Raw genomic sequence first — 13,395 nt, forward strand, 5'->3', positions numbered from 1 at the left:
GCCCATGACCCGCTGCAGATGACCACATCGACCCGCTATCTCGAGGCGCCGCGCCGCATTCGCGCATTCGTTCGCGCGCATGAAACCAGCCTGGTGCTGTTGGCGGTGCTGATCGGCACCATTGGCGGAGTGGTCGTGCTGGCGATGAGCGTGGCCGTCGCCGGACTTCACGCACTGTTGTTCAACATCAACATCCATGAGCGCCTGTCCGCCCAGTCGAGCATCGACCCGCTGCGGGCCCTGCTGATTCCGAGCCTGGGTGGGCTGCTGCTGGGGCTCGTGTTCCTGCTGCTGTCGCGCTGGCGCCCGGGGCGCGAGGTCGACCCGATCGAAGCCAATGCGCTCTATGGCGGGCGAATGTCGTTCCGCGGCAGCGTGATCGTGGCATTGCAGACGATCTGGTCGAGCGGGGTCGGCGCCTCGGTCGGCCTCGAGGCCGGCTATACCCAGCTTGCGAGCGGGCTTGCCGCCTCGCTCGGCCGCGCGTTCCACATGCGCCGCAACGACCAGCGGATCATGGTCGGATGCGGCGCGGCGGCGGCGATCGCGGGCGCATTCGGCGCGCCGCTGGCCGGCGCCTTTTACGCCTTCGAGCTGGTGATCGGCGGTTATACGCCGGCGAGCCTGGCGCCGGTCGGGGTTGCCGCGGTCGCGGGCTATTTCGTGACCCACGGATTCACGGAGCTGAGGCTTGGCATCGTCGTCGGCGCGGTCGGCGATGTGCTCGGCCGGGATCTTGCCATTGCGGCCCTGCTCGGGCTGCTCTCGGCATTGACCGGCATCGCGATCATGCGCGGCGTCACGCTGTGTGAGGCGGTGCTGGCCAGGACCAGGCTGTGGCCGCCGCTGCGCCCCGCGCTCGGCGGGCTCGCAGTCGGCGGGCTGGCCTTGCTGACGCCGCATGTCATGTCGTCCGGCCACGGCGCGCTGCAGTTTACCAGCATCGTGTCGATGCCGCTCAGCCTCATCGCGGGCGTGTTCGCACTGAAGGCGCTTGCATCGATCATCTCGCTCGGCTCTGGCTTCCGCGGCGGACTATTTTTCGCAACCCTGTTCATGGGCGCGCTTGGCGGTCGCTTGTTTGCCGCCGGTGTCGACATGGTGTGGCCGGGGCTGAATCTCGATCCGAACGCCTATGCCGTCATCGGGATGAGCGCATTGTCGGCCTCGGTGATCGGCGGTCCCTTGACGATGTCGTTCATCGCGCTGGAATCGACCGGCAATCTCTGGCTCTCCACCGCGGTGCTGGCGGCCGTCATCATCTCGACCATGATTACCCGCGAGTTGTTCGGCTATTCGTTCGCGACCTGGCGGCTGCATCTGCGCGGCGAGACCATCCGCAGCGCCGCCGATGTCGGCTGGATTCGCGATCTGACCGTCAACAGGATGATGCGGCAGGACATGACGACGGTGGATGCCGCGATGCCGATCGAGACGTTCCGCGAAAAATTCCCGCCGGGCTCGAAGACCCAGGTGGTGGCGGTCGACGGCGAGGGGCATTATGCGGGGCTGGTGCTGATCGCAGAGGCGCATGCGCCCGACATCGAGACTGAGAAGGGGCTCGCGGGCGTCCTGCGCCATGCCGACGTCGCGCTGCATCCGCTGATGAACATCCAGGAGGCGATCGCAGTGTTCGACGCGGCCGAAGCGGAATCGCTCGCCGTGATCGAGGCCGACGGCGATCGGCGGCCGCTCGGGACCCTCTCCGAGGCGCATGCGATGCGCCGCTATGCGGAAGAGTCCGAGCAGCGCCGCCGCGAGGTGAGCGGGGAGATTTGACTTCGCGCGGGGCTTCTCCATGCCGTCGTCCTGGCTTTCGCCAGGACGACGCTGAGTGTTTGGTGCCGCCTACGCCGTAACTTTCTCCAGCTTCTGCAAACACCGAGTCACCCGCACCGATGCCGGCATCTCGGTGTCTGGAAAGCTGGTCTTCCAGTCGGTGACGCCGACCTCGCCGACATAGATGTCGCCTCGGGAATCCAGCGCGAGGCCGTGCGGGGCCAGGAATTTTCCGGTCTCGATGCCGGGGCCGTGCTCGCCACCGAGCCGGGCGATGCGGTTGCCCCGGCTGTCCACGATCGAGAGCCGCGGGCCGAGATTGGGCACCTTGCGGTTGACAGGCATGCCGGGACCGAGTTCGCCGATGATGAAGGTCGGTTGCTTGCCGCTGCCGCAAGCGCACAGCGCGCAGGGCCGGTGCAGATTGTTCCACTGCGTCTCGTATCTGCCGTTGCCGTCGAACACCTGGACGCGATGGTTCTCGCGGTCGGCGACGTAGACCCAACCGTCGGCATCGGTTGCAATGTTGTGCACGATGTTGAACTGACCAGGATCGGTCCCGGGTTCGCCCCAGCTTTTGAGCAGCCTGCCGTCCGGCGTGTATTTGTGGACGCAAGCATTGCCGTAACCATCAGAGACATAGATCTCGCCCTTCGGCGACAGCGCGGTGTGGGTGCAGCGGTGGAACGGCTCCCCGCTCATGAACGGCGCCGGCTTGTTCGGGATGCCGATCGTCAGCAGCACCTTGCCGTCAACAGAGCATTTGCGCACGGTGTGGTCGCCGTCATCGGTGCAATAGAGATTGTCGTCGGTATCGATGTGCAGGCCATGAGCGCGGGAGAACAGCCCTTCGCCCCAGCTTCTGATGAAATTCCCCTCGCGGTCGAGCACCACCATCGGATGTGCGCCGCGGTTGAAGACATAGAGGCGGTCCTTGCTGTCGACCGCAACGGAAGCGACGTCGGTCAGGCTCCAGCCGTCAGGCAGCTTTGCGAAATTCTCCACGACGCGGTAGCGATGCTCGCCGGTGCCCAGGATGGTTGGCATTTTTCGTCCTCTCTCTTCTCTCGTCATTCCGGGATGCGCGAAGCGCAGGCCCGGAATCCATTCATCCACAGAGTTTGCGGCCAGATGGATTCCGGGCTCGATGCTACGCATCGCCCCGGAATGACGGTGGGGGCTATGTGAACTTCGCCATCGGCCAAACGTCACGCGGCAGCAGACCTTCCTCGATCGCCTTGATCTGCAGCGCCAGATATTGCGAGTTGATGCGGCATTGCGCGAGGCTGCCGGCGATGAACCACAGGCCCGGCTGTGGCGTGCGGGTGTACATGTTGCGCAGCTCCTGGCCGTCGCCAAAGCCCCAGATCGGGCCGACGCGTGCGGCGGTGGCCTCGCCGAACAATTTCCGCACCAGCTCTTCCTGGGGCCGGTAGCCGGTCGCGAGCACGATGAGGTCGGCGGCAACAGTCTCGCCGTTCTTCAGCCGTGCGCCCTCGGGCACGAATGTCTCGATACCGGCGAACTGGGCAAGCTTGATTGCGCCGCTGGCGACGAGATCGGAGCAGCCGACGTTGAAATAATAGCCGCCGCCGCGGGTGAGGTACTTGAACTGCCAGCCGGTGCCACCGTCGCCGAAATCGAGCCTGAAACCGACCCGCGCGAGCCCGTCGAGCAGGGTCTTGTCGAGTTCTTTCGACTGTTCGGTGATCAGCACATGGCTGCGCTTGGCCAGCGCCAGCGGCATCGAGCTCGCGATCAGATCGTTGTCCTCGAGCGAGCCTTCGTTATAGGCGGCGTAGGCGAGTTGCGCCGACGGCTCGATATTGGTGATCAAGGTCGAGGAACGCTGCACCAGCGTGACCTCGGCGCCGGAGCAATGCAGATCCTGCGCGATGTCGTGGCCGCTGTTGCCGGTGCCGATCACCAGCGCGCGCTTGCCTGACCAGTCCTCGCCGTCTTCGTAGCGGCTGGAATGCATGACCTTGCCGGAAAAGTTCTTCAAGCCGGCGATGTCGGGCAGGTTCGGAATGCCGCTGACGCCGGTCGCCATCACGACATGGCGCGGCTGCATCTTGCGCGTGGTGCCGTCGGCGCGGCGCAGCTCCACGTTCCAATGTCCATGCGCATCGTCATAGCCGCCGCCGGCGAATTCCGCGCCGGTCCAGAAATTCAGCTCCATGGCGTCGACGTAAGCTTCGAACCAGTTGGCGAGCTTGTCCTTCGGGATATAGACCGGCCAGTTCGGCGGGAACGGCATGTAGGGCATGTGATTGACCTGCACCTGGTTGTGCAGGGTCAGCGCGTGATAGCGCTTGCGCCAGTTATCGCCGATGCGCGCCTCGCGGTCGACGATCAGCGTGTCGATGCCGAGCTGCTTCAGCCGCGCCGCGATCACAAGCCCGGCCTGTCCGCCGCCGACCACGAGCACATCAGGATCACGGTCGGTGTATTCGGCCGACGCCTTGCGCAGGTCGAGCCAATTCGGTCCGCGGAAGTCGCGGGAATACGCCTGGCCGCGCGGCCTTGTGTGGCCTTGCTGTTCTTCAAATCCCTTGAGCTCCTCGAGTGCGGTGAGCAGCGTCCAGGCCTTCAGGCTGTTGTCGGCGGCGGCATCAGGGATCAACCGCACGATGCCGTGGCCGCGGCCGACTGATGTCTCGAACTTGAAGATCGCCTCGATCGCATTGGTCCCGGCGCGGATCACCCGCCGCGGTGGCGCGCGATCGGCATCGATGCGGAAGTTATGCGGGGCGCTGCGCTGTGCATGCGCGGGCAGTTCCGCGAGGATGGCGAAAGCGCGGTTGACGGTCTGGATGTTCCAGCTCAGCGCCAGCACGTCGCGCCAGTGGCTGTCGGGATGGAACAGCGGCTTCAACAGCACATCGTCGGGACTGGCCAGCGCGTCCTCGAACTGCACAAGCCAATTGTCGGCGGCAACCGAAATATCGTCCGTCTTGTCGAGCATCCGGCGTTTCTCGTCAGTAGCCGTCTTTGCGGCGTTTACCTGGACGAGAACCCTATACCCATTCGGAAGCCCGCAGAAAGGGCGTGACGAGATGCCGGCTATTCAGCGAGCGAGAGGATCAAACCCTGATCCGGCGGAACGCGGCCGTTGAGGGTATCGAGATAGGCCGCTCGCACCGCCTCGTGTCCGCGATGCTCAACCACCTCGAGCCACTCCGGCAGATGCGGCGCGAGCCCTGCCCAGGCGGCGCCGAAGCGCTGCTCGATGCCGCCCGGCCCCCATTCCTTGGCGCGTTTGCGGATCTGGTCGGGGGCGAAGAACCAGACCGGCTTGGCGCCGGGCAAAACGGCCTCGTCCGGTTCGCTCGCGCGATGGGTCAGTCCGATCCGGCCGGAATATTTCATCTGCGCGCCGAAGTGCCGATGCAAGGTCTCGCGCAGCGCGCTGTTGCCGGCCATGTCGACATAGGCGACCGGTTCCGTCGCAGGCATCGCGGTGACGCGGTCATAGGTGACGACCTCGTCGTAGCAGCCGAGCGAGGTGACGAAATCGACATTGCCTTTCGACGTCAGGCCGACCACGCGAATGCCTTGCCCGGTATCTTGCCGTTTGTGCAGGAGATGGGCGAGGCCGAATGCGGTCTTGCTCGAGGCCGACGACAGGATGACGCTGCGTGCGCCGCAGAACTCATTCTCCGCCAGGAAATCGTCGACCAGGAACGACAGCATAAACAAAGGCACCATCAGCGCCCGCTCATCGCCGCGCCGGCCGGCATAGGTCGGATCGCCGGAGACGCGGGCATAGTTGTTGTAGACCGGCGAGACCTCCTGCCGGTGCGCGGCCGCATCGCGCAGGCCGCGCTTGCTGACGTCGGCGGCCTCGATGACGAGGTGCGTCGCCATCGGGAAATAGCCGAACAAGGTCTCGCCGACAGCGACGTTGGGATGTTTCGAGGCGATCACCTCGCCAAAGCCCCAGACCGGGATGATGCCGTAGCCTTGCGGCGCCAGGAACAATTGCCAGTATTTCAGCTGCTCGCCGATCACGGCGTAGGTGATGTTGTTGGCGGTGAGCGCGAAGCGCGTGACCTTGAGCAGCAGCGCGTCGGGCGGCAGCGCCGCGGCATCAGGCAATTGCGTCTCGATCACCTTGCATTGCTGCAGATCGCTGCGGATGACGATGAAGTCGGTCGATTTCATGTCGGTGCTCCCGGTCCGTTTGCGTGCGGTGATCTCTGCCCCACCCCCGATGCCTTCGCAACAGCAACAAAGTTTGAAACGCTGTTCGTCCCAGAGCTCCATCGGAACGGAGCTCTGGATTCTAGCTTTGACGCGTTTTCTTCACGCGAACCGGCATCCACTTCGCTCGAAAACGCTCTGGTCACTCTGCCGCGTGGAGCTGCCCTTCGCGGTAGAGATCGCGCAGCTTGCGCTTGAAGATCTTGCCGGTGGCCTCGCGGGGCAGGGCGTCCAGGAACTGGATATCCCGCGGCACCTTGAAATTGGCGAGCTTGCCGCGCAGGAAATCCTTGACAGCGGCGACCGTGAGCGCCGCGCCGGTGTCCGGCTCGACGCAGGCGAACAGCCGCTCGCCATATTCGTCGTCGGGAACGCCGAACACGGCGCAGTCGCGCACCCCCGTCATGCCGATCAGCGCATTCTCGATTTCGGCGGGATAGATGTTGACGCCGCCCGAGATCACCATGTCGCGCTTGCGGTCGCACAGGAACACATAGCCGTCGGCGTCGAGATAGCCGACGTCGCCGACGCTGACGAGGCCGTCGCGGTCGGCGTCGGCACGCGCCTTGGCGTTGTCGTGATAGTCGAAGTCCGATATCGCGGTCTGACGCATGAAGATCTCGCCGGGCTCGTTGACGTCGCACAGCGTGCCGTCGGGCCGGAAAATCTTGACGATGCCGCCCTCGATCGCGCGGCCGACGGTGCCGGGCTTCGACAGCGCTTCCGCCGCCGAATGCCACACCGGGATGCCGGTCTCGGTGGCGCCGAGATATTCGTTCACCACCAGCCCCCACCAGTCGATCATTGCGCGCTTGACGTCAGGAGGGCATGGCGCTGCGCCATGGACGATGAAGCGCAGCGACGACAGGTCGTAGCGGTGGCGTGTCTGCTCCGGCAGGCGCAGCAGCCGCACGAACATGGTCGGCACCATGTGCATGTGCGTGACGCGGTGGCGCTCGACCAGTTGCAGCAAATCCTCAGGATCAAAACGAGGTTCGAGCACGATGGTGCAGCCGTTGCGGAACGCCAGCATGCCGTAGGAGTGCGGGGCCGAATGGTACATCGGCCCGTTCATCAGGATCACCTGATCCTCGTTTGGCTTGATGCCAAAGGTGATGGCGCCGACGCGCGCGGCGCCCGCCTGCTGCTCGGGCCGCATCGGCTTGCGCAATACGCCCTTGGGCAGGCCCGTGGTGCCCGACGTGTAGAACATCGGCGCTGCGCCGATTGGCGCGTCGGCCAGGGGCTGATGCGTGTCGCGCCAGTCGTCCCAATCGGTCATCCCGTCCGGTACCCGTGCGAGTGCCGGCGCCACGCCATAGGTCGCGGCGATCTCAGGCGGGGTCGCAACGACCAGCAGCTTGATCCCGGCCGGCACGCCATCCCGGATCTGCGGCAACAGGTCGGCATGGCAGACCAGCGTATCGGCGCCAGAGTCGGAGAGGATGTAGGCGACCTCCTCGGCCTTCAGATGCCAGTTGATCGGCACCACCGGACTGCCGAGCGCAGCCGCGGCGGCGACCACCTCGAACAGCGCAAAATCATTGCGCAGCATCATGCCGACCGGCTTGCCGCCCTGCACGCCGAGCGCACGGAGGCCATTGGCCGCCCGTGCGATGCGGGCATGAATCTCGCCATAGCTGATGCGTCGCTCGCCGCTGATGATCATGTTTGGTTTCGTCCCTTTGCGATTGCCTGTCCGGCTTTCGGTCACATTACCGTTTTTCGGTGTGCGCCGCTCACCTTGTCTTTGCAAAGCTTATGATCGGTGACCAGATCGCGTCGGGCATCTCTTTATAGATCGCGTTGTGATCAAATCCATCGATCACGTCGGAGGTCTTCGCGCCCTGTTTGGCGTCATAGACCCGCTGTCCGAGATCGATCGGGATCGTCTTGTCGACGTGGCTGTGAACCCAAAGCAAGGGAATCGACAGGTGGCCTGCCGCCTCCACATTGTTCCAGACATCAGGCAGCTTGAGCATGACCTGCTCGGGCGCGCCGCCACGAATGGCGATGTCGCGCAGTGATGAGAACGGGCTCGCCGCGATGGTGCAGTCCGGTTTGGCATCGCCGTGTGTTGCCGCATACAGCATCGGACCGCCGCCGAGCGAATGGCTGAGCAGGCAACGGCGTCCGGTCGCCGGAAACAGCTTCAGGAATGTATCAAGGGCCGCGACGCTGTCCGCGTTGATGTTGTCGATCGTTCCCGGCGGGCTGCTCTTGCCGTGCCCGGAATAGTCGAACACCAGCGACGAGACGCATTTGTCGTGGAGAAATTTCTGAACCGCGATCCAGTCAGCGACGGTTTCGCCGCGGCCGTGAAAGATAAGCAGTGCCGGCGCGGCCTCGCAGGAGGCATCGGCCCGCACCAGGAAGCCGTCGAGTTTGCGGTCGCTGCTCGGGATTGCGACGCGCTCGAAGGGCAGGCCGACATCCGCAGGCGTTGCCTTCGACAATTCGCCCGGATTGAGCGTACCTTTCTCAAAGCTGCTCCACGGGCCGTCTTCGGCCCGCGCCATGGTCGACACCGTGGCGAGCAGGATCAACGCCGAGAGCGAAAGCCTCATCTTGTCCTCCTGCGATCAGGCACGGAGCCGCGCCGCAAAGCCGTCGCGAGCATCGGCAAGTTCGGCCTTGAGCCGCTCGACCAGTTCGGCGACCGGCGGAGCGTCGGTGATCTGACCGATGCCCTGGCCCGAGCCCCAGATATCGCGCCAGGCCTTGGTCTTCATATTGCCGCCGGAGCCGAAGTTCATCTTGGTTTTGTCGGCAGCTGGCAGATTAGCGGGATCGAGCCCGGCTGCGGCGATCGACGGCCCGAGATAATTGCCGTGCACGCCGGTGAACAGGTTCGAATAGACGATGTCGTGCGCGGCATGCTCGGTCAGCGCCTGCTTGTACCCGGCGTCGGCGTTGGCCTCCTCGGTCGCGATGAAGCGGGTGCCGATATAGGCGAGGTCGGCGCCGAGCGCGAGCGCGGAGGCGATGCTCCAGCCATCGGAGATCGCGCCCGACAGCACGATCGTGCCCTTGAACCATTGCTTGACCTCGCGGACCAGCGCGAACGGCGACAGCGTGCCGGCGTGACCGCCGGCGCCGGCGCAGACCAGGATCAGGCCGTCGACACCCTGTTCGGCAGCCTTGCGCGCGTGCTTGACGTTGATGACGTCGTGGAACACGACGCCGCCATAGGAATGCGCGGCCTCGACGATCTCCAGCGGCGGGCGCAGCGAGGTGATGATCACGGGCACCTTGTGCTTCACGCAGGTGTCCATGTCGTGCATCAGCCGGTCGTTGGAGGCGTGGCAGATCTGGTTGACGGCGTAGGGCGCGACCTTTTTCTCCGGATGCAGCGCCTGGTACTCGCCGAGTTCGTTCTCGATCCGCGTCAACCATTCGTCGAGCTTTTCGACGGGGCGAGCGTTCAGCGCCGGGAACGAGCCTACGATGCCGGCCTTGCACTGCGCGATCACGAGCTCGGGCCCCGACACGATGAAAAGCGGTGAGCCGACGACCGGCAGTTCAAGCTTGTTGGCGAGTGAAGCGGGCAGCGGCATCGTTTGGGGTCCTCCATGTGTACGTCGATCGGGGTATAATGGCCGGGCCGATCGCGTCTTGTTGGTGGCCGCGGTGGCGGCCCTGTTGCCGTGCAATATAGAGCTGGACGGCTGTCCCGCCGCGTTCAATATTGAACAACAGCTATACCAAAAATGAACGTCGAGGGCAGGGGCGTATGGACTGGGATCTTTGCAAGACATTCGTCGCTGTTGCGGAGACGCGGAGCCTTGCAGGCGCCGCGCGGCGCCTGCGCATCAGTCATCCGACCGTCGGTCGCAACGTCGCGGCCCTGGAGAGACAGCTGGGCACCCGGCTGTTTGCCCGTTCCGATGACGGGCTGTCGCTGACGTCGCACGGCCGCAAGTTCCGCGAGCACGCCGAGGCGATGGCCGCAGCCGCGTTGCGCGCGGAGGCCTCGGCGGCGGCGACGGGTGAGCAGGCCCGCGGCGTCGTGAAACTGTCGATCGGCGCGACACTGGCGGCGCATTGGCTGATGCCGCATCTCAGGTCGTTCCTGCGCGATCACACCAACATCCAGCTCGAAATCATCACCCATCCATTCCCGGCAAGCGTGCGCCGCCGCGAGGCCGACGTGGTGCTGCGGCCGGTCGATGCGGGCGACGAGAACCTGATCGGGCGCAGGATCGGACGGCTCGGCGCCGGTTTCTACGCCGCGCGCGACTATGCGGCAGGACGCAAGCTTCCGGAGCGGCGCGACGAGTGGAAGGGCCACAGCGTGATCGGCTTCGCCGACCAGGGCTCGAACGCCTATCTGGCGCGCTGGAGCGATGTCATCACGCGGCAGGGGACACTGGTGATGCGCTGCTCCTCGCAGGGCGACATGCTCGCGGCGGCGCGGGCCGGGCTCGGCATATCAGCGCTCTCCTGCCTGGTTGGGACCGCCTATCCCGATCTGGTCCGGGTCGCGCCGCAAAAGCTCTCGAGCCTCTCCGACCTCTGGCTGCTCGCGCATCCCGATCTGGTCGAGCTTCCCGCGGTGCGCGCCGTGATCGGCTTCGTCACCGACTGCGCCCGCGCGGACCGCGTCAGGCTGCGCGGGTAGAATATGGTCTGGGGCGCGTACTCATAAAGCCGTAGACGTCGGCTTTTGGGACCTGAAGAGAAGCCATTTTCTCGATCAGGGCATTGCCGGTTCTGACCTCAAAGCGGACATCGTTAGCGTTTTGTGACGATTGCAAACCAAATGACCTGCCTTCGATTTTGTTTCTATTGATTGGCGCCGTGCAGGGTGCACGCGTGGGTCAAGATACAGTCAAGTTAGCGAACACCTTAGGAGCTGCAGATGAAGGCTAAGATCGGTATTGCGGCAGTCCCGGTCTTTGGCGTCGTCGGTCTTGGTTATGCTTACATTCGCAGCTAGATTCGACACCCTCCTGCGGCAGTAATTAGTAACAGCGGATGTTGCGGAGAAAGCGCCTCATGCTTCGGAGCCTAGTGGTCACTTCAATTGCTCTGTTACTTTCGAGCAATGTCTCACGATCCGAAACCCCAACTCAAGACGAATGCAAGATTGCGGCGCTAAACGAATTCATCAAGGAAAACCCTCCGGGTAACATGGATGAAGTCAAGAAAAAGGGGGCGATGGAGCACCTTTGCCGCCGAACCGCTGACTGCTACGTGGGTGCGCCGGATGGGGTGATCGAGGCGATGTGCAAGAAATGTGTCGGCCCTCCCGGTCCACCGAGCACAGCGCCGATTGAGCTACCAAGGAGGCCGAAGTGAACAGCAATTTTCCTGAACGGAGTGCATTTCGCCTACTCTGATCGGTCTCTCTGTTGACCCGAAGCAGCCACAGCAGACGCAAAAGCAGCAGAGGAAAGCTGCTTGATTTTGAAGGACAAGGGCAGGCGCTATCACACCTTAATTTCGGCGATCCTTGGTCCCAGCTCCGAGGTCCACTTCAGCTTGGAGTGCTTCCTGATCGGTCTCCTCGCGCGCGCTTTTGCGGCGTGGCGTCCCCGAGGGGACGTAAAAAGGGGCACAAAGAAAAAGCTTGATGACGATGATCAACCATTTTTTGATATGCTCGCGGCGGGACGCTTCGCGGCTAAATATGTAAAAGATACCGATGATGAGGAAAGCGATTCCCAAGATGAGTAAGTAGACGTCATAGATCTCAAACGGATCTTGAGAGGCTGGCTGCATACCAATACCCCCTTTTCTTGGAAGGTGAGTCGTGAGCTAGGATCGGGATGATACCCGAAGCAAGGGAAATTCACCTTTCGAAGAGAGATCGCAAGGCGCCAATTCCCTTTCCGCCCACCGCCAGCTTTTTCGCGTCATGACAATCCTTCGCCGCCTCAGTTGGTCGCGTCTTTCATATGAGGCGAAGCATGCGATGTCGCCTGTTGGCCCATAGAAGACCAACCGGGCCGATCGGATGATGTCCGTTGAGTGCGGCGGACTAGCACATGTCCATCGCTATACAATCATCCACGCCGTTTGTTGGTGCCGGTTTTCCCTTTATCTGCGTTCTTTGCCATCGATAGCCCCGGCCGAGCATGCACTGCTTGAATGCGGCGGTATCCGCGAGACCTCGAATATCACCGGTCTGACTATAACAATAATCAAGCGCGGTCTGTGAGTCAGCGGCACCTCGCGGGTGGCCGTGCGGTCTGATCAGATCTCGGTACATTTCATTGACAACTTGGTCTGCGTGGGCGGTCGCGCCACTTGCCAGCAAAATGACTGAGATAACTACCGCCAATCGCATGATCGCAACCTTTGACCGTTGAATGACCCTTCAATAGTTGGTCACGTTCATGACCGCTCCGGTTCGACACTCCGGCGGTTTTCACGGTGCCCACCGCAAGCAACGGCAAGGGGGCACGTGATTCCCTACCGCGATCGCTCGCCCCATCACCGACCGAAACCAAACCGCGGAAATTCCCGATTCAGAATATGACCCCTGACAGTTCGGCGGCATCAGTGAACCGCTCTAGCACTTCGAGCCAGTAGCCAGATGTCAGCTATCGGCGGTAAAGCGGAAATACTATTTTGGAACGCGAGGCCTGAGTTTGACCCGTTGCAGACATCAAACTCCGATGGTTCTATGGTGGGCATGACGACCGATAATGAACCTTCAATCTATGATGAAGTGCCCGGCGGCGTAGACCTCGTACGCTGGTTTGGTCGGGTGCCGAGCTTTCACGACGCCGAAATCCTTAGCCTGCGGCTGCACCGCAAGGGGCCTAGTGCTCTCCGTCTTCACGGATGGATCAACACAGGTGAGGTCGGGCACGGCGGGTACTTCGTACTCCACCGCCATGCCGTTGTGACTATTACGCTGAGCGAAGTCATGGACTTGCAACTCGACAACTTTAGCATTCAGAACGTCATTTCCGGCTTGGTTTTGCGCCGTGCACCAAATCGCCCAGAGCGTCGGGGCTACCTAACCGACCCGCGTCCGCAGGACATTGAAATCGAACTGGAGCCTTGCTACGGCCTCAGCGGCCTGATCCGGGCGCGCGCGGTATCCATTGTGTTTGAGCCGGGTGAGCCCGCAGCTCAGGACATTATTGGCCCATAATGGACGAGAGCCGACTTTGGGGTCCATGTCTGCTTCTGGCCCAGGCCGTGTGAAAATCGCGCAACTTGGGGGCACTGGCGCAGTTCGCGGCCGCCGAGCTTCTAATTCGGTGGAATCGACCTCTCATCTCAGTGGCAACCAAGAGCTTCATGTAGGCGCTGATTTGGTCGCACAGAGGCCGGCCTCACGCCCGCATCGCCTTCAGCAATCCGCCTACGCCCAGGATCGTCATCACGCGCTTCATGTTGTAGGCGAGCACGTTGAGCGCCATCTCAGTGGCCACCTTTGGCAGCTTCTTCGTG

Annotated in this window: 10 protein-coding genes; 4 read left to right on the plus strand and 6 right to left on the minus strand. The window is 63.1% G+C overall.

Annotated features, from left to right (window positions below; genetic code table 11):
* The first annotated feature begins 18 nt into the window (after positions 1 to 18).
* A complete protein-coding gene (locus tag UP10_RS12205) occupies positions 19 to 1,779 on the plus strand; it encodes a chloride channel protein (protein ID WP_044587574.1) in 1,761 nt (586 codons plus the stop codon).
* Between the two features lie 69 nt (positions 1,780 to 1,848).
* Here UP10_RS12205 and UP10_RS12210 read toward each other — a convergent pair whose 3' ends face one another.
* From UP10_RS12210 to UP10_RS12235, 6 genes are all read right to left on the minus strand, one after another.
* On the minus strand, positions 1,849 to 2,826 hold the full coding sequence (locus tag UP10_RS12210) for a peptidyl-alpha-hydroxyglycine alpha-amidating lyase family protein (RefSeq protein WP_044587575.1): 978 nt from the start codon (positions 2,824 to 2,826) through the stop codon (positions 1,849 to 1,851).
* Positions 2,827 to 2,959: 133 nt separating this feature from the next.
* Positions 2,960 to 4,747 carry a flavin-containing monooxygenase gene (locus UP10_RS12215; RefSeq protein WP_044587576.1) on the minus strand — a complete coding sequence of 596 codons (1,788 nt, stop codon included), beginning with the start codon at positions 4,745 to 4,747 and terminating at the stop codon, positions 2,960 to 2,962.
* Between the two features lie 98 nt (positions 4,748 to 4,845).
* A complete protein-coding gene (locus UP10_RS12220; protein WP_044587577.1) occupies positions 4,846 to 5,946 on the minus strand; it encodes a DUF2855 family protein in 1,101 nt (366 codons plus the stop codon).
* 181 nt (positions 5,947 to 6,127) lie between these two features.
* Positions 6,128 to 7,699 carry an acyl-CoA synthetase gene (locus UP10_RS12225; protein ID WP_283807649.1) on the minus strand — a complete coding sequence of 524 codons (1,572 nt, stop codon included), beginning with the start codon at positions 7,697 to 7,699 and terminating at the stop codon, positions 6,128 to 6,130.
* Between the two features lie 25 nt (positions 7,700 to 7,724).
* On the minus strand, positions 7,725 to 8,552 hold the full coding sequence (locus UP10_RS12230) for an alpha/beta hydrolase (RefSeq protein ID WP_044587579.1): 828 nt from the start codon (positions 8,550 to 8,552) through the stop codon (positions 7,725 to 7,727).
* Positions 8,553 to 8,567: 15 nt separating this feature from the next.
* A complete protein-coding gene (locus tag UP10_RS12235) occupies positions 8,568 to 9,542 on the minus strand; it encodes an NAD(P)H-dependent flavin oxidoreductase (protein WP_044587580.1) in 975 nt (324 codons plus the stop codon).
* A gap of 176 nt (positions 9,543 to 9,718) precedes the next feature.
* On the opposite strand from UP10_RS12235, the gene UP10_RS12240 reads away from it, so the two are divergent.
* The 3 genes from UP10_RS12240 to UP10_RS12250 all read left to right on the plus strand — a co-directional run bounded on the left by UP10_RS12240 (position 9,719) and on the right by UP10_RS12250 (position 13,093).
* Positions 9,719 to 10,606, plus strand: coding sequence for a LysR family transcriptional regulator (locus UP10_RS12240; protein ID WP_044587581.1), 888 nt, complete (start codon positions 9,719 to 9,721; stop codon positions 10,604 to 10,606).
* A gap of 782 nt (positions 10,607 to 11,388) precedes the next feature.
* Positions 11,389 to 11,664 (plus strand): hypothetical protein, encoded by a 276-nt coding sequence (locus UP10_RS45180; RefSeq protein ID WP_197086787.1) that lies wholly within the window; start codon positions 11,389 to 11,391, stop codon positions 11,662 to 11,664.
* An 862-nt stretch (positions 11,665 to 12,526) separates the two neighbouring features.
* Positions 12,527 to 13,093, plus strand: coding sequence for an Imm50 family immunity protein (locus tag UP10_RS12250; RefSeq protein ID WP_245321717.1), 567 nt, complete (start codon positions 12,527 to 12,529; stop codon positions 13,091 to 13,093).
* Positions 13,094 to 13,395: the final 302 nt, after the last annotated feature.

It is taken from the genome of Bradyrhizobium sp. LTSPM299, from assembly GCF_000938235.1.
In the GTDB taxonomy this organism is placed as follows: Bacteria; Pseudomonadota; Alphaproteobacteria; order Rhizobiales; family Xanthobacteraceae; genus Bradyrhizobium.